Here is a 17,285-nt window from a genome sequence, read left to right on the forward strand (position 1 = left end):
CGCCGCCACGTCGGCGCGCGGCTGCGGCGCCCCGAGGATCACGATGCCGGCGATCACCGCGGCGCCGACCGCGACGGCACCGACCGCGAGCAGCACCGACCACAGAATTCGCATGATGCTCCCATCATGCCGGGCGACGCCCGTTAAACTGCTGGCATGGCTGATCCAACCTTTGACATCGTGAGCAAGGTCGACAAGATGGAGGCCGACAACGCCCTCCACCAGGCGCAGAAGGAGATCGCGCAGCGCTACGACTTCAAGAACGTGGGCGCCGAGGTCGACTGGAGCGGCGAGAAGCTTCTACTCAAGGCATCGTCCGAGGACCGGGTGAAGGCCGTGCTCGAGGTGCTCGAGGCGAAGTTCATCAAGCGCGGCATCAGCCTGCGCAGCCTCGACGCCGGCGACCCGTACCCCTCGGGCAAGGAATACCGCATCGACGTCTCGCTCAAGAACGGCATCTCGTCCGAGGACGCCAAGAAGGTGTCCAAGCTCATCCGCGACGACGGGCCCAAGAGCGTCAAGGCCCAGATCCAGGGCGACGAACTGCGCGTCACGTCGAAGAGCCGCGACGATCTCCAGACGACGATGGCTCTGCTCAAGGGCGCCGACCTCGACATCGACCTGCAGTTCGTCAACTTCCGCTGAGCCGCGGCACCCCGACCCCGTGCTCACTGCCCTCGTCGCCTTCTTCACCAGTTCCGTCTTCACCACGACCGCGCTGATCATCGACATCTCGATCCGCGTGATCGCGGTCGTCGTCGTGCCGCAGAATCGCAAGCCGCAGACGGCCATGGCCTGGCTGCTCGCAATCTTCATCCTTCCTCCCGTCGGCATCGTGCTGTTCCTGCTGTTCGGCAGCACCCGCCTGCCCAGGCGCCGCCGCGAGAAGCAGGAGGAGATCAACGCCTACATTCTCGACATCACCGAGGGCCCGGATCGGGTGGAGAAGGAGATCGACTTTCCGGACTGGCTCGAGCCGATCGTCGAACAGAACCGCACCCTCGGGTCGATGCCGCTCGTCGGCGGCAACACCGCGAAGCTGTTCACGGAGTACGCCGAGTCCCTCGCGGCGATGACCGCCGCGGTCGGCCAGGCGAAGCGATTCGTGCACGCCGAGTTCTACATCCTGTCGTTCGACCACACGACCGAGCCGTTCTTCACGGCGCTCGAGGCGGCGGTCGCCCGCGGCGTCACGGTGCGCGTGCTTCTCGACCATGTGGCGTCCGTGCGTTCGCCCGGCTACCACCGCACCATCCGCAAGCTCCGGCGCATCGGCGTGCACTGGCGGCTCATGCTCCCGGTGCAACCGCTGCGCGGCCACTGGCAGCGGCCCGACCTGCGCAACCACCGCAAGCTCCTGGTGATCGACCGCCTCGTCGCCTTCACCGGGTCGCAGAACATGATCGACCGCAGCTACAACAAGAAGCGCAACCTGCGCCGCGGCCTTCGCTGGAAGGACCTGATGGTGCGCTTCGAGGGGCCGATAGTCGCGGGCATCAACGCGCTGTTCGTGACCGACTGGTACAGCGAGACCGACGAGCTTCTGATGCGAGAGACCGACAGCGGGCCCGCCGAGAAGATCGTGGACGCGATCGACGCCCAGGTGGTGCCGAGTGGACCCGGCTTCGAGCTGGAGAACAACCTCCGCCTGTTCGACTCCCTCGTCTACAGCGCCCAACACCGGGTGATCATCACGAGCCCCTACTTCGTGCCCGACGACTCCATGCTCTACGCCATCACCAACGCCGCCTATCGCGGGCTCGACGTGCAGTTGTTCGTCTCCGCGGTGGCCGCCCAACCGGTGGTGTTCCACGCCCAGCGCAGCTACTACGAGGTGCTGCTGCGGGCCGGCGTGCGCATCTGGCTCTACAAGTCTCCGACGGTGCTACACGCCAAGCACTTCACGATCGACGAGGAGGTCGCCGTGATCGGCTCGAGCAACATGGACATGCGCTCCTTCACCCTTAACTACGAGATCTCGGTGATGGTGCTCGGTCGCCACATCGTCGCGCAATTGCGCGAGATCGAGGAGAGCTACCGGGCGGAGAGCACCGAGCTGCTGCTCGACGAGTGGCTCACCCGTCCGCTGCGCTCGAAGGTGCTCGACAACACCGCGAGGCTGACCGCAGCGGTGCAGTGAGGGCGATCAGCGGAAGTACCCGAGCAGCCAGCGGGTCGTCTCGGCGAAGGCGCGCTCCCGCACGTCCTGCGCCGACAGCGTCGCGTCGTGCAGGGCACTTTCGAGGCGCACCACCGTGACCGCGTTGCCGAGCCGGAGCGCGCTCTGCGCCACCTGCTCCACGTCGAGGGCGGCGTCCGAGGTCAGCATCATCGTATTCCAGCGAGGCAGGAGGGTGCTCTTCCACGACAGCAGCGTGAGCACCGCCGCGTCGATGTGCAGTCCGAGGGCGACCTTCGCGTGCCCGGCGAGGATGGCGCTCAGCCAGGCCGGATGCAGCGGGAAGCCGTGCTCGGGCCGCCGCTGGTCGTTGTAATCCCCGACCCCGTCGAATCTGCTCGACACCGATCGCGTGTAGAAGCCGAGGTCCACCGTGGGCACGTCGACGAGGGCCAGGCGCTCGACACCGCGCCCCGGGATGTCGGGGACCCAGCCGTGCGTGGGCATCGCGCCGGCTAGTTCGTGCCGCGCGAGACCGCGACCATTTCGTCCCTGGGCACCACCTTGACCCGCGTGCGCCCGAGGGGCTCGCCGAGCGCCTTCTCGAACTCGTCGAGCGAGTGCCAGCCGCCGAGGTTGGTGTACTCGATTCCGCGGCTCTCCAGCAGGGCAACGATCGACGCCTCGTCCAGGTGCGCGGGCATCCACCAATCGGCCTGGTCGTTGACCAGGTGCCGGATGGTCTCCATCGCGTCGCTCTTGGTGTGGCCGATGAGCCCCACCGGACCGCGCTTGATCCAGCCGGTGGCGTAGACGCCGTGCACCCGCTGGTCGTGGTCGTCGAGCACCTGGCCCTCGCGGTTGGGTATCACCCCGCGCTTCTCGTCGAACGGGATGCCGTCGAGCGGGGAACCGAAGTAGCCGACCGCCCGGTAGACGGCCTGCACGGCCACCTCGCGGATCTCCCCCGTGCCGCGCACTCCGCCCTCGGCATCCGGCAACGTGCGCTCGTAACGGAACGCCTCGACGGCGTCGTGGCCGACGACCTCGACGGGCTTGGCGTAGAAGTGCAGGTGCAGCCGGCGGGAGGCGGTGCCTGCCTCCCGCGCGCGCCACTTTGTGAAGACCTTGTCGATCACGAAGACCTGTTTGTTGCTCGCGATCGCCGCGCGCGCGGCCTCGTCGTAGTCGAAGTCCTCCTCGTAGACCACCATGTCCACATCGGGAAGCTCGCCCAGTTCGCGAAGCTCGAGCGGCGTGAACTTCACCTGCATCGGCCCGCGCCGACCGAACACGTGCACGTCGGTGACGGCGGAGTCCTTGAGCACCTCGTAGACGCTGTCCGGGATCTCGGTCGGCAGCAGGTCATCGGCGTGCTTGGCGAGCATGCGTGCCACGTCGAGGGCCACGTTGCCGTTGCCGACAACGGCCACCTCCTTCGCGGTGAGCGGCCACTCGCGGGACACGTCGGGGTGCCCGTCATACCAGCTGACGAAGTCGGCGGCGCCGTAGCTCCCTGGCAGGTCGATGCCCGGGATGTCGAGGTCGGCGTCGCGCACCGCCCCGGTCGAGAAGATCACGGCGTTGTAGTGCTTCTTGAGGTCGTCGAGGGTGATGTCCCGCCCGTAGAGCACGTTTCCGAACAGTCGGATCCTGCCCGTATCCAGCACATCGCGCAGGGCGGTGATGATGCCCTTGATCCGCGGGTGATCCGGCGCCACCCCGTAGCGCACGAGCCCGTAGGGCGCCGGGAGCTGTTCGAAGAGATCGATCGACACGTCGAAGTTGCGCTCGGTCTTGAGCAGGATGTCCGCGGCGTAGATTCCGGCTGGTCCTGCCCCGACAATGGCGAGTCTCAGTTTCGTCATTCTGTCTACTTCTCCATCGGTTGGGGTGGGGATGTCGGTCAGTGCGACCGTTCAACAATGCTCTCGGCGAAACGGGTGAGGGCCTTCTTCACCGGGCCGTTCGGCAGCGGCTCGAGCGCCTCCACCGCCTCGCGCGACCAGCGGTGCGCCTCGTCGAGGGTCTTCCGCGTCACGGCGTGGTCGCGAAGCTCGACGATCGCGGCGGACAGCTCCGCTTCATCCGGGGTCGTGTAGACCACCGCGTTGATGTCGCGTTCGATGCGGGTGAGCAGGTCCGCGGCGTCGACGTCGCTCCTGGCGAGGTCGCGCAGGTACAGCAGGGGCAGGGTTGAGACACCGGCACGCAGGTCGGTGCCCGCCGTCTTCCCCGTGCCGTCCGCCGCCGGCGAAAGGTCGATGACGTCGTCGATGAGCTGGAAGGCGATGCCGATCTTCTCGCCGAAGACCATCACCGGGGCCTGGTACTCCTCCGGCGCCCCGCCGAAGATGACGCCCATCTGCGCGGCGGCGGCGATGAGCGAACCGGTCTTGTCGGCGAGCACGCCGATGTAGTGCTCGATCGGGTCGTCGCCGGCCCGCGGTCCGATGGTCTCGTGCAACTGGCCGAGGCAGAGCCGCTCGAAGGTGTCGGCCTGCAGGCTGATCGCCCGCTCGCCGAGCCCGGACATGAGCTTCGACGCCCGGGCGAAGAGCAGGTCGCCGGTGAGGATCGCCACGGAGTTGCCCCACACGTTCTGGGCGCTGGCCACCCCACGGCGCATGTTCGCCTCGTCCATGACGTCGTCGTGGTAGAGCGAGGCGAGGTGCGTGATCTCGAGCGCCTGGGCGGCGCTGATCACCTTGCTGTTGTTGCCGGTGCCGAGCTGAGCCGTGAGCAGGGTGAGCGTGGGGCGCACGCGCTTGCCGCCGGCCTCGAGCAGGTAGCGGCTGGTCACATCTGCCAGGTCGTCGGCGAAGGACATCTCCCTCAGGAGCCCGGCTTCGACCTCGTCGAGGCCCTCCTCGATCGCGTCGGCGAACCTGCGCTCGCTCGCCGAGGAGAAGAGCTTCTCGCCCAGGCCGAGGGCCGAGTTGAGGCTGTTCCCACGGCGCCCGTGGGGCACGCTCGGATTCACTGTGTCACCCTATCCGTCCGCATTGCGCCAGAACCCCTAGGGCTTCGGAGTGCCGGTGTCTGTCGGTTTGGTCGTCGTCCGCGGAGTGCTCGTGCGCTTCGCGCGCGGCTTGACGACGCGGGCCGGCTTGCGACCGCGATGGAGGGCGACGACACCGACCGTGAGGTTGCGGTAGGCGACACGCGTGAAACCGGCACCGCGGATCCACTGGCTCAGGGTGACCTGGTCTGGCCATTCCCTGATCGAGTCGGCGAGGTAGGTGTACGCCTCGGGGTTGGAGCTGGCCGCGTCGACGACGGCCGGCATGATGTATTTCATGTAGACCGAATATCCGGCACGGAAGATGGCCCTCGGGGGCTTCGAGAACTCGCAGATCACGAGCCGGCCACCCGGCTTGAGCACGCGGTACATCTCGGCGAGCGCCTTCTTCGGGTCCTCGATGTTGCGCAGGCCGAAGGAGATCGTCACCGCGTCGAATTCGTCGTCGCCGAAGGGCAGCGCCATGGCGTCCGCCTGCACGAAGGTGATGCCGGGATGCTTCAGCCGGCCCACCTCGATCATGCCCGGCGAGAAGTCGGCGGCCACGACATCCGCCCCGCTCTTCGCGAGGGCGACCGAGCTGGTTCCGGTGCCCGCGGCGATGTCGAGCACTCGTTCACCGGCCTGCGGGGCCACCGCGCGCACCGTCGCGACGCGCCAGATGAGCGAATTGCCCATCGACAGCACGGAGTTGGTGCGGTCGTAGTGTTTCGCGACCCCGTCGAACATCGCGGCGACCTCGTCCGGTTGCTTGCTCAAATCTGCCTTGGCCACTCGCCCAGTCTAGTTCAGCGATTCCTACGCCCCGCTGGCGCACGGTTTCGCCGGGATAGTCTTGGCGTGTGACCGGTTCCGAGCCCTCGAGCGTCGAGCCGTCCATTCCGGCGCTCGTCGTCGAAACCGTCGCGACGGACGATCTCGGCCCCCTCGTCCCCCTGCTCGACCGGGGCAATCCGCTGCTCTGGACGCGTCGCGGCTACGGCCTCGTCGGCCACGGCGAGGCGCTGCGCCTCGAGTTCACGGGCCGGCGCCGCATGCTGAATGCCGCGGAGGCCTGGCAGCGGGTGGTCGCGGCCGCGACGGTGAGCGACCCGCTCTCCCGCACCGGCACCGGACTCATCGCCATGGGCAGCTTCGCCTTCTCCGACCGGTCTCGGCGCACGAGCGTGCTCATCGTGCCGTCGCTCGTGATCGGGCGGGACGCCGACCAGAGCTGGGTCACGCGCGTCGGCGTCGGAGCGCTGCCCGACCCGGTGGTGCCCCCCATGCAGCCGTACGGCGGACCGTTCACGGTCGCGCTGCGCCCGGGAACCCTCGACGCCGAGGGCTATCGCGCCGCGGTCGCCGCCGCCGTCGATCGCATCCGCAACCGCGACCTGAGCAAGGTGGTGATCGCGCGGGAGCTCGTGGGCTCGCTGCCGCCGGGTGCCGACCTCCGCCGCGCCATCGAGGCCCTCGCCCTCGGCTACCGCGACTGCTGGACCTTCAGCATCGACGGGTTCTTCGGGTCGAGCCCGGAGACCCTGGTGAGCGTCGACGACGGTTTCGTCTCGGCGCGGGTGCTCGCGGGCAGCGCGGCGCGCGGCAGCGACGAGCGGTCGGACGAGGATTCCGCCACCGCGCTCGCGACGTCGCCCAAGGACCAGGACGAGCACCAGTTCGCCGTGCAGAACGTGCTCGCGTCGCTGCGCAGTCACAGCCCGAACGTCACGGCGAGCGAGATGCCGTTCACGCTCAAGCTCCCCAATCTCTGGCACCTGGCGAGCGACGTGGAGGGCGAGCTCACCGACGGCTCGACCTCGCTCGACCTCATCTCGGCGCTGCATCCGACGGCGGCCGTCGCCGGCACTCCCACCGCGGAGGCCCTCCGCCTGATCGAGGAGCTCGAGCCGTTCGACCGTGGCCGCTTCGCCGGGCCGGTCGGCTGGGTCGGCGCGGATGGCGACGGCGAATGGGCGGTCGCGCTGCGCAGCGCCCAGGTCGACCCGGACGGCACGGTCACCGCCTACGCGGGCGCCGGCATCGTCGCCGGCTCGGTGCCGGAGCGCGAGCTGCTCGAGACCCGGTTGAAGTTCCGGCCGATCGTCGAGGCGCTCGCGTAGACGATATGGGTACGGCAGGTATCTCGTGAGGCTGGGGGCCCGTTCGAGTAGACGTGGGTTACCAGCCCGTGGAGGTTGGCCTGTCCACTGTCGAGCTGTGGAGGCCCCGGTTGAACGAAATCGAAAGTTATGTTGGTCTGGAATCCAACTACTCGCATTTCGTGCGACAGGTTACAAAATGGCTAACTACCCCACGGTCGGTCCAATGGTCCTCTGACCAGAGCTCTTCGTATGTGCGTCGATGTCGACGGTTAGTACTCTCGCTCCTCGCGACGATCTGCGATGATTACGGCTCAGATTAAGAAGGCTCCGAGCAGTTGAGGCAGCTAGTCAGGGTGGCGAGGATGGCGGATCAAGATGGTCAGCGTGATACGCGGGTGACGCCGCGTCTCGTGATCGGGCAGATCCGGAGGCAGCACTTCGCGGTACTCTCCACCGTCGGGCGTGACGGCGCGCCACACTCGGCGGGTGTTAGTTACGGTTCTAATGGTTCTGGCGATGCCTTTGCCATCTATGTCATGACCCGGCGGCACCTGCTCAAGGCGCGCAACATCCAGTCGGATCCGCGAGTCTCAATCGTTATCCCGATTCCAAGACCGGTGCTCTCATTCCTTCCCCCGGCAACTATTCAGCTGCACGGACGAGCAGAACTGCTGAACTGGGACGACCCGAACGGAACCGCAGTGTTCGAGAAGTTCTGGATGGGACGTCGAATTCTCCGGGGGTATCAGCGGGCACGAGAAGACGGTGAAAGCCGAGTCTGCTTCGTCAAGATCGTTCCGGAGCCACAGGTGAGCACGTACATGGTCGGCTATCAAATCTGGGAACTGCGCCGCAACATGGAGTCGGGCTCTGCAAAGGTCATCCTCGCTCCAGGAATGTAACCGTGCGACATCGGCGTCATTGGACATCTCCTTCCGACGCCCACCGCATGCACTGCGCCGCCGAACGTCCCAGCCGCCTGTCAAGGCCAAACCCCACGGTGACCCCACGAATGGTCGCTTTGCCAGCCACAGCTTGATATACCCCTAAGGGGTATAGTGGTTTCAACTCGCCGGACGAGCGCCGACGAAGCGAAGGGGTCGCCATCGTGGATGTCATCGTCGTCTTGAGCGCAGCAGGGCTATCGGCTCTGCTGGGGTGGTATTTCTTCGCTCCTCGCACCGCGCGGCGCGCGATCGTGGACGGGGACGTGCAGGTCCAGACCATCAGGGTGAGTGGTGGCTACTCCCCCAGCGTCGTCGAAGTCGCGCAAGGGGTGCCGACCCGATTGCTGTTCGACCGCCAAGAGACGGGTGACTGCTCATCTCGCGTGGTCTTTCCCGACTTCAAGGTGAACCAGAGCTTGCCCGCTTATGCGACGACAGCCTTGGAATTCACCCCCGAGAACCTTGGTGACTTCGAGTTTGCGTGCGGGATGAACATGATCCATGGCACCCTGAGGGTCGTTGCCGCCCCTGCCGGCATCCAACGGACCGCGACGGCCGTGCTCGAGGCGCCACCCGCTACGCCCTCCAACGGGGACGCCGTCGACGAGCTGATCACGGAGGACAGCGGCGACCAGGAAACCGCCGAGCACACTAAAGAGATCGCGGACCTGCGCCGACGGATCATCGTCGGCGCGGTACTGACCCTGCCGGTCTTCCTGTCGGTGATGGCGCATGAGCTGTTCGGTGCCACGTGGGTCCCGTCTCTGCTGCTCGCGCCGTGGTTCCAGTTCCTTCTGGTTACTCCCGTGATGTTCTACACCGGGTGGCCGATCCACCGGACCGGATGGCTGGCGCTGACGCACCGAGCAGCGGAGATGAACTCCCTCATCACCCTCGGCACGATCGCCGCATACGGATTCAGCCTGGTGGCGACGTTCTTTCCCTCGATACTTCCCGCGGAGGCGCGCGGCGTGTATTTCGAGGCCGTCGGCGTCATCCTCACCCTGATTCTCATCGGCCGCCTGCTGGAGAGCCAGGCCAAGGCCGGAACGGGTGAGGCGATCCGAACCCTGATCGGCCTCCAGCCGCGGACTGCGCGGATCGTCCGTGCAGGTGCAGAGACGGAGATCCCGGTCGGTGACGTCGTGGTCGGTGACATTGTGGTGATCCGCCCGGGCGAGAAGCTTCCGGTCGACGGGCAGGTCATCGAGGGCACCTCCGCGATCGACGAGTCGATGATCACCGGCGAACCTCTCCCTGTGGTCAAGTCCATAGGTGACACGGTGATCGGCGCGACGATCAACCAGACCGGGTCGTTCCGCTACTCAGCAACCAAGGTCGGGGTAGACACGATGCTCGCCCAGATCATCAAGCTGGTTCGTGAAGCCCAGGGCTCGAAGGCTCCCATCCAGCGTCTGGCTGACAAGGTCTCCGGCTATTTCGTGCCGGCGGTCATCGCGATCGCCATCTGGACCTTCGCCGCCTGGTGGGTGTTCGGTCCTCCCCCGACTGGAGTGTTCGCCCTGGTAGCCGCTGTCGCCGTGCTCATCATCGCCTGCCCGTGCGCGCTCGGGCTGGCCACACCGCTGTCGATCACCGTCGCCACCGGCAAGGCCGCGAGCAACGGAATCCTCATCCGTTCGGCCGAGGCGCTCGAGACCGCCCACAAGATCAATACGGTCGTCCTGGACAAGACCGGCACGATCACCAACGGAACCCCGATCCTCACCGACGTCCTGCCCGCGGAAGGTTTCACCTCTGACGAGCTGCTCGCACTCATCGCCGGCGCCGAACGCGACTCCGAGCACCCGCTCGCCGCCGCAATCGTCGCCGGCGCGGAGGGTCGCAGTCTGACGATCCCCCGTGCGGCATCGTTCGAATCCATCACCGGCCAGGGAGTGCGTGCTGAGGTGAACGGCAGGGTCGTCCTCGTTGGCAACACTCAGCTACTGGCCGCGGCGGGCGTCGAGACGTCGGGCCTAACCGCCGGCGTGGAAGGTCTCGCAGCGGACGGCAAGACCCCCATGCTTGCCGCGATCGATGGGCGCCCAGCCGGGGTGGTGGGCGTGGCGGACACGATCAAAGACGGGTCCATCGCCGCGATCGCGGATCTGGCCGCCCGCGGCATCGATGTGGTGATGATGACCGGCGACAACCGAACCACCGCTGCGGCGATCGCCCGCCAGGTCGGAATCGGCCGCGTCGTCGCAGAAGTCATGCCAGAACACAAGGCGCGTGAGGTCCGACGCCTGCAAGCCGAGGGTCGAGTGGTCGGCATGGTCGGCGACGGCATCAACGACGCCCCCGCGCTGGCCCAGGCGGACGTGGGCTCAGCGATCGGCACCGGGACGGACGTGGCGATCGAAGCCTCCGACATCACCCTGATCTCCGGGAACCTGGCCGGGCTGGTCACCGCCATCGACCTGTCCCGCGCCACCATGCGCAACATTCGGCAAAATCTGATGTTCGCGTTCGGCTACAACATCGTCGGCATCCCCCTCGCCGCAGGCATCCTCTACCCGGCGTTCGGGCTGTTGCTCAGCCCGATGATCGCAGCCCTGGCGATGTCATTGTCATCGTTGTCCGTGGTCACGAACTCCAGCCGGTTGCGCCGGTTCGCCCCCAAGCCCGCGGTCATCCCGGTCGCGGCCTCGACCTCCAACCCGGTGGTCGAGATTGGCAACCAGCACGTACACGAGGAGAACCCTATGACGCACGACAATCACCACTCCGACGGCGCCACGCTCGTCACTGACCCGGTCTGCGGTATGAAGATCGACCCCGCGACGGCCGCCACCACGCGTGAGCACGACGGAACGACGTTCTACTTCTGCTCCACCAGCTGCGCCGACAGGTTCGACGCGGATCCCCACCGTTACGGTCACGCGCACGCTGAGCACTAACCCCGGGAGGATCACACAATGCACGGCTACGTCGGAAACAAGGACGCGCTCCTGGCTCGACTGCGCAGGGTCGAAGGGCAGGTGCGGGGTGTGGCGAGGATGATCGAAGAAGACACGTACTGCATCGACGTGCTAACTCAGGTCTCGGCCACAACCCGGGCGCTCGAGGCGGTGGCGCTCGCGCTGCTGGACGACCACCTGATGCACTGCGTCGCGGAAGCCACGGAGCACGGTGGCACCGTCGCCGAAGACAAGTTGCGCGAGGCAAGCGCAGCCATCGCACGACTCGTCCGGTCCTAATCGTCCCGCGTTTCGCAGTGGGGATCCCACGCCTTGTTCGTTTCCTCCACCGCGATACACAGGCCTCAAGCGAGGTGCGGGACCTTCGACTCTCGCGCACCGGCACCAACAGGGCCAGCATCGACTCACACGGTAGGACACACATGAACTCAGCACTCCCCAACGCCAGCCTTACCCGCCGCGGCTTCCTCGCCGTTGGTACCGGCACACTGGCCGCGATCGTCTTGGCCTCATGTGCGGCACCGCCGCGCTACATCACCCCCACCGGCGCCGCAGTGCGGGCGGGGGAACTGGCCCGCGGCGGTACGGGTCGAATCATGAGTGTCGACCTCATCGCCTCCCCCACCCAGATTGATCTGGCCGGCACCGTGGCGAATACCTGGAGTTACGGCACAGTGCCCGGATCGACCATCCGGTTGTCCGCGGGCGACACGCTGCGGGCGAAGCTGCGCAATGCGCTGCCGGACGATACCTCCGTGCACTGGCACGGTCTGGCGCTGCGCAACGACATGGACGGTGTGCCCGGCGCGACCCAGGCTCCGATCGCAGCCGGGAACGACTTCAACTACGAGTTCGTCGCCGACCAGCCCGGTACTTACTGGTTCCACCCGCACGTAGGCCCGCAATTGGACCGGGGCCTGTACGGGGCGCTCATCGTCGAAGACCCGAATGAACCACTCACTTATGACGACGAATGGGTGGTCATTCTTGATGACTGGCTCGACGGGGTGACCGGGACCCCCGACGAGGTGCTCAAGGAGCTCAGCGGTGGCATGGGCGGGATGATGAGCGGCTCGGGTAGCCACATGATGATGGGCACCCGTTCCGATCTGCTCGGCGGGGACGCCGGAGACGTGGCCTATCCCTACTTCCTCATCAACGGGCGTCCCCCCGCCGACCCCGAGACGTTTACCAGCACCCCTGGCAAACGGATCCGCCTGCGCATCATCAACGCCGGCAGCGACACCGCCTTCCGCGTCGCCCTCGGCGGTCACCGGCTCACCGTCACCCACAGCGACGGGTACCCGGTGAATCCCGTCGACACCGACGCGATCCTCATCGGGATGGGCGAACGCTACGACGCCCTCGTGACACTGGGCGACGGGGCGTTCCCGCTCATCGCCGCAGCAGAAGGCAAGAACGCCAACGCCTTGGCGATCGTGCGCACCGGCTCCGGTCAGACACCCCTATCGGCGTCGTCGATCCCGGAACTCACCCGCACGGTGCTGACGGCGTCCATGCTCTCCGCGGTCTCACATGTCGCCCTCGCCACCCGCTCCGTCGATCGTGAAATCACCGCAACGCTGTCCGGGTCGATGATGGCGTATGACTGGGCGATCAACGGGCGCCGGTTCGACCCGGCCAACCCCATGGCCGGCGCACTCGGCGTGCAGCAGGGCGAGCGGGTGCGGCTTCGCATCGAGAACACAACCCAGATGTGGCATCCATTCCACCTGCACGGGCACACCTACCAGCATGTTGGCGGCGGTCCGCGGAAAGACACCTCGATCGTCCTGCCTGGCAAAACTCTAAGCGTTGACTTCGATGCCGACAACCCGGGCCTGTGGGCGGCGCATTGCCACAACATTTACCACGCCGAGTCCGGGATGATGACCATCCTCGGCTACCTGGCGTCCTGAACGCCCGACCGAAGAGAAGGCACAGATGAGTTCGGACATCCGCACCATCGTCCTGGAGGTTTCGGGTGTCCACTGGGCCTCCTCGAAAGCTGTCGTCGAGGCGACCTTGCGCCGTCAACCTGGCGTTATCTCCGTGGAAGCCAACCCGGTGTCCCAGACCGCCAACGTCACCTACGACCCCGAGACCACCTCGCAAGCTCATCTGCGCAGGTGGATCCTCGAATGCGGCTACCACTGCGCCGGACAATCGGTACCCCAACACATCTGCGACCCGGCCTTCGACCAAGCCCAGACGTCCACCTCAACCGAACCCGGCATGGATGCTTCTACGACTCCAGGATCCTCCGACCAGCCGGCGGACATGGACCACGAGCACATGGAACACAAGGCGCACGCTGGCATGCCGCACGCCATGGAGCATTCCCGCCCGATGGCCGCAGCAGCCGGGCAGGCGACCGGCGACCCCCACGCGGGACACACAGCACCCTCCCGGAGCAGCCAGGACGTGATGGGTCACGGCGGCGGCCACGCCGGAATGTCGATGGCATCAATGATCCGCGACATGCGCAACCGCTTCCTGGTGGCAGCGATCCTCTCCGTCGCCATCATCCTGTGGTCACCGATCGGCCGGCAGGTATTCGGGTTCACCGTGCCCGCCCCATTCGGGCTGCGCGACGATGTCTTCGCCCTGATCCTGTCGCTACCGGTGATCTTCTATTCAGCCTGGATCTTCTTCGACGGCGCGTTCCGTGCGTTGCGCGCACGCACCCTGGACATGATGGTGCTGGTCGCTGTCGGTGTGGGAGCCGGCTGGACTTACAGCCTCGTCGTGACCCTGACCGGCGGCGGCGAGGTGTTCTACGAAGCGGCCACCGTGCTGACCTCTTTCGTGCTCCTGGGTCACTGGGTTGAGATGCGCGCCCGCGGCGGCGCCAACGATGCCATCCGTACCCTGCTCGAGCTGGCACCCGCGCGAGCCATCGTCCTCCGCGATGGCGAGCCGCTCGAAGTCCCCACCGCCGAGGTGCTACCCGGGGATCTGCTGCTCGTTCGGCCCGGTGCGAAGATCCCGACCGACGGAACGGTCGAGGAGGGCGACTCGGATGTCGACGAATCGATGGTCACCGGCGAGAGCCTGCCCGTGGCGAAGTCGACCGGGTCTGCGGTCATCGGAGCGACGGTGAACACCACCGGGACCCTGCGGGTGCGGGCCACCAAGGTCGGGGCCGACACCGCTCTGGCGCAGATCGTCGCCCTGGTCCAGGAAGCACAGAACTCCAAAGCTCCCGGCCAGCGCCTCGCTGACCGGGCCGCGTTCTGGCTGGTCCTCGTCGCTCTCATCGGCGGCAGCGTAACCTTCGTCGCGTGGCTGCTCCTCGGCGCAACACCCCAGGCCGCGCTCCTGTTCGCCATCACGGTGGTGGTCATCACTTGCCCGGACGCCCTCGGCCTGGCAACACCGACCGCGATCATGGTGGGAACCGGCCTCGGCGCCAAACGTGGCGTGCTGTTCAAGAACGCCGCAGCGCTGGAAACCGCGGCCCACATTGACACGGTCATCATGGACAAGACCGGAACCCTGACCAAAGGCGAACCGGAAGTGACGGATTTCATCAACGTCGGAATCCCCCGCGACGAACTTCTCGCCCTGGTGGCAGCTGTCGAGCGTGAATCCGAGCATCCCCTCGCGGCAGCGGTGGTCACCTACGCCGAAGCCCAGGGCGCCGAGAAGCTCGCTGCCACCGAGTTCCGAAACGTCCCCGGGCATGGTGCCGGCGCCACGGTCCGCGGGCGCCGGGTGCTGGTCGGCAACCGGAAACTCATGGCGGCCGAAGGCGTCGACATCAGCACGGTCCTCGACCAGCGCGAGCAGTTAGCGTCCACCGGACGCACCGCGGTGCTCGTCGCCGTCGACGGGAAAGCCGCGGGAGTGATCGCGCTGGCGGACGCTGCCCGGGACACCGCCCAAGCGGCGATCACGGCCCTCCACGACGCCGGCATCGAGGTGGCGATGCTCACCGGCGACAACGTGGCGACAGCCCAACGGATCGCCACCATGCTGGGCATCGACACCGTCATCGCCGAGGTCCTGCCGCAGGACAAGTCCGCCAAGGTCGCAGAGCTGCAGGCCGCCGGTAAGAAGGTGGCGATGGTCGGAGACGGAGTCAACGACGCGCCCGCCCTCGCGCAAGCAGACCTCGGAATCGCGATAGGTGCAGGAACCGACGTCGCGATCGAGACCGCCGATGTCGTCCTGATGCGCTCTGATCCGTTGGATGTTGCGATCGCATTGCGCATCGGCAACGGAACGGTGCGCAAGATGCGGCAAAACCTTGGCTGGGCGATCGGCTACAACGCCATCGCACTGCCAATCGCGGCCGGAGTCTTCGCAGGCATTGGCCTCATGCTCAGCCCCGAGATCGCGGCCATCTCCATGTCCGGTTCCAGCGCGATCGTCGCCGCGAACGCCCTCCTCCTCAAGCGACTGCGCCTGCCTACTGCGGCGGAAGCAACGAAACCATCGGCGCCCGAGAACAGCAGGGCCGGAGTCAGCACGACTCCCGCTCTCGATCAGTCCAGAATCCCGTGAGCGGGATGACGAGATCGATCGGAACCGCAACGATCAGGCCCGTAGTTCAGGCCAAGAATGGTGCCATCTCGACGAACGCCCACCACGACGATCAATCGACTAAGGTTTGCCGCCCAGAGTCTCGACACGCTCGCGGTACTCCTCTGTGGTCAACTCGCCGCGGGCATACCGCTCATCGAGTATCTGCCGCGGCGTCGAGGTCGCAGCCGTGGCTGTGGTAGCTGACTTCGTCGGCGCAGTCGAATTGCGGATCAGAACCACCACAAGAACGACGATCCCGACGATGACAAGACCGCCGACTGCCCACATCCAGCCCCAGCCGTCGTATCCGTATCCCCACATCATGATCTTGCCCTCCCAGCATGGGCGCCTCTGCGCGGCGGCGTCTTGCACTCGTCCACACCAGCCTCACCCAAGCTGGGACCCGGCGATATGGCCTTTAGTCCCGCAGTTCGATCGAGGGATCCGCTGCCGAAAACGTGCTCAGATTGTGCGAGAAGGGAAATCCTAAGATGCAGACCCCGGAAGTTCGAAAGGATGCACTGAGTGGCGCGATTACGTGTGTCCTCGGAGTCCTCACCCTGGGGGTAGGTGTCTACTTCCTCATCTTGCGACCAGCCCTTCTTCCAGAAGATATCCGGTACACAGGCATCGACCCGAACACACTGCCCCCAGCCTTCGTAGATTGGCTCGGCATCGTCTTCTCCACATGGGGTGGCTTTATCGCGGGCTTCGGGATCACAATCCTGGGAATTGGCGTCTTCATGCTCTCGGGTCGAGCAGTTTGGCTTTACCTCGGGATCGCTGTCGGCGTGCTGGTCGCGTTCGGCCGCTTCCTGTTGAGCAACATCATGATTAATTCCGACTCTCTTTGGCTCATCGCAGCCCTCTTCGTGCTGGCGCTGGCCCTGTCAATCGTGCTCCTGGTGAAGACGGTGAGGCGGCGCCAGCGCAAACGGTAATGCACACCCCGACGAACGATGCCATGGGAACGTGCCGTGACCTGATCGAGAACTGCGCAGGCCGAGGCCATAGTGTGAAAACGGATAACGCGCTTCACCAGTAGGACGTGCACGCCCGCACGACCCAGGGGTGTGCGATCGATGCCGATACGGGCGAGATCGTGCGCCGGAAGCTGTCGGCGAGTGCGCCCGAGATCGTGGCGTGGGGCGCGTCGTTGCCGAGCCCGCAGATCGCCACGTATGAGGCCGGTCCGACCGGACGGCCAAGCATGACCGGTGGTTGCGGGAACATCGTGACCGCAGCGACGCGTCGTTCACGACCGCGTTCGACGCGTATTACGAAGCCGTCACCCAGACCGTCGCCCGGAGGGACCGCCTCGACTGGACCGCCTCGACAAGGTCATCGAGCAGATCGCCGCCGACTCGCCCGTCACCGCCGCAGCACGATCGGCGGCCCGTATTCCGGTGGCCCGTCTCTCGGTGGTGTGTTTCTCGGTGGTGTGGTCGGTACTGGTGGTCGTCCTCCGCGGCGGGGTCGCTGTTGGGTGTCGATCGGCGGGGGTGGGATGAACCAGGGGACGTTGTCGATGACCTGGATTTGCCAGCCGTCGCGGTGGATGCTGTGGTGGTGGGCGGAGCAGAGCAGGATTCCGTTGGCCAGGTTTGTTTCCTGGGTGTGGGACCACCATCGGATGTGGTGTGCTTCGGTGTGGCTGGG

At 66.3% G+C, this 17,285-nt stretch carries 15 protein-coding genes; 9 read left to right on the plus strand and 6 right to left on the minus strand.

Annotation, left to right across the window (positions count from 1 at the left end):
- Positions 1 to 156 precede the first annotated feature (156 nt).
- Entirely contained in the window at positions 157 to 645 is a 489-nt protein-coding gene (locus VIM54_RS14155) for a YajQ family cyclic di-GMP-binding protein (RefSeq protein ID WP_331902278.1), read from the plus strand.
- A gap of 19 nt (positions 646 to 664) precedes the next feature.
- Positions 665 to 2,140, plus strand: coding sequence for a cardiolipin synthase (gene cls / locus VIM54_RS14160; protein ID WP_331902279.1), 1,476 nt, complete (start codon positions 665 to 667; stop codon positions 2,138 to 2,140).
- A 6-nt stretch (positions 2,141 to 2,146) separates the two neighbouring features.
- Here the strand turns inward: cls and VIM54_RS14165 are convergent, their stop codons facing one another.
- From VIM54_RS14165 to VIM54_RS14180, 4 genes are read right to left on the minus strand one after another with little or no spacing between them, the layout of a single operon-like run.
- Positions 2,147 to 2,626 (minus strand): hypothetical protein, encoded by a 480-nt coding sequence (locus tag VIM54_RS14165; RefSeq protein ID WP_331902280.1) that lies wholly within the window; start codon positions 2,624 to 2,626, stop codon positions 2,147 to 2,149.
- 8 nt (positions 2,627 to 2,634) lie between these two features.
- The gene (locus tag VIM54_RS14170) at positions 2,635 to 3,987 is read right to left on the minus strand and encodes an FAD-dependent oxidoreductase (protein ID WP_331902281.1); all 1,353 of its coding nucleotides are present in this window, start codon (positions 3,985 to 3,987) and stop codon (positions 2,635 to 2,637) included.
- A 38-nt stretch (positions 3,988 to 4,025) separates the two neighbouring features.
- A complete protein-coding gene (locus tag VIM54_RS14175; protein WP_331902282.1) occupies positions 4,026 to 5,102 on the minus strand; it encodes a polyprenyl synthetase family protein in 1,077 nt (358 codons plus the stop codon).
- A 36-nt stretch (positions 5,103 to 5,138) separates the two neighbouring features.
- On the minus strand, positions 5,139 to 5,915 hold the full coding sequence (locus VIM54_RS14180; RefSeq protein WP_331902283.1) for a demethylmenaquinone methyltransferase: 777 nt from the start codon (positions 5,913 to 5,915) through the stop codon (positions 5,139 to 5,141).
- A gap of 68 nt (positions 5,916 to 5,983) precedes the next feature.
- On the opposite strand from VIM54_RS14180, the gene VIM54_RS14185 reads away from it, so the two are divergent.
- The 6 genes from VIM54_RS14185 (at position 5,984) to VIM54_RS14210 (ending at position 15,605) form a co-directional block, all read left to right on the plus strand.
- Positions 5,984 to 7,243, plus strand: coding sequence for an isochorismate synthase (locus VIM54_RS14185; protein ID WP_331902284.1), 1,260 nt, complete (start codon positions 5,984 to 5,986; stop codon positions 7,241 to 7,243).
- A gap of 344 nt (positions 7,244 to 7,587) precedes the next feature.
- Positions 7,588 to 8,127, plus strand: a complete 540-nt coding sequence (locus tag VIM54_RS14190; protein ID WP_331902286.1) for a pyridoxamine 5'-phosphate oxidase family protein — start codon at positions 7,588 to 7,590, stop codon at positions 8,125 to 8,127.
- A 206-nt stretch (positions 8,128 to 8,333) separates the two neighbouring features.
- Positions 8,334 to 11,075, plus strand: coding sequence for a heavy metal translocating P-type ATPase (locus VIM54_RS14195; protein ID WP_331902288.1), 2,742 nt, complete (start codon positions 8,334 to 8,336; stop codon positions 11,073 to 11,075).
- 18 nt (positions 11,076 to 11,093) lie between these two features.
- Positions 11,094 to 11,375: a metal-sensitive transcriptional regulator gene (locus VIM54_RS14200; RefSeq protein WP_331902290.1), complete on the plus strand. Its 282-nt coding sequence runs from the start codon at positions 11,094 to 11,096 to the stop codon at positions 11,373 to 11,375.
- A 143-nt stretch (positions 11,376 to 11,518) separates the two neighbouring features.
- Positions 11,519 to 13,015, plus strand: coding sequence for a multicopper oxidase family protein (locus VIM54_RS14205; RefSeq protein WP_331902291.1), 1,497 nt, complete (start codon positions 11,519 to 11,521; stop codon positions 13,013 to 13,015).
- A gap of 25 nt (positions 13,016 to 13,040) precedes the next feature.
- Positions 13,041 to 15,605: a heavy metal translocating P-type ATPase gene (locus VIM54_RS14210; RefSeq protein ID WP_331902292.1), complete on the plus strand. Its 2,565-nt coding sequence runs from the start codon at positions 13,041 to 13,043 to the stop codon at positions 15,603 to 15,605.
- A gap of 99 nt (positions 15,606 to 15,704) precedes the next feature.
- Here the strand turns inward: VIM54_RS14210 and VIM54_RS14215 are convergent, their stop codons facing one another.
- Entirely contained in the window at positions 15,705 to 15,950 is a 246-nt protein-coding gene (locus tag VIM54_RS14215; protein ID WP_331902293.1) for an SHOCT domain-containing protein, read from the minus strand.
- 167 nt (positions 15,951 to 16,117) lie between these two features.
- On the opposite strand from VIM54_RS14215, the gene VIM54_RS14220 reads away from it, so the two are divergent.
- Complete coding sequence (locus VIM54_RS14220; RefSeq protein ID WP_331902294.1) at positions 16,118 to 16,567, plus strand: hypothetical protein; 450 nt, start codon at positions 16,118 to 16,120, stop codon at positions 16,565 to 16,567.
- A 94-nt stretch (positions 16,568 to 16,661) separates the two neighbouring features.
- On the opposite strand, the gene VIM54_RS14225 is transcribed toward VIM54_RS14220, so the two are convergent.
- On the minus strand, positions 16,662 to 16,838 hold the full coding sequence (locus VIM54_RS14225; RefSeq protein WP_331902296.1) for a hypothetical protein: 177 nt from the start codon (positions 16,836 to 16,838) through the stop codon (positions 16,662 to 16,664).
- Positions 16,839 to 17,285 lie beyond the last annotated feature (447 nt).

The sequence above is a fragment of the Lacisediminihabitans sp. genome, from assembly GCF_036569425.1.
In the GTDB taxonomy this organism is placed as follows: Bacteria; Actinomycetota; Actinomycetes; order Actinomycetales; family Microbacteriaceae; genus Lacisediminihabitans.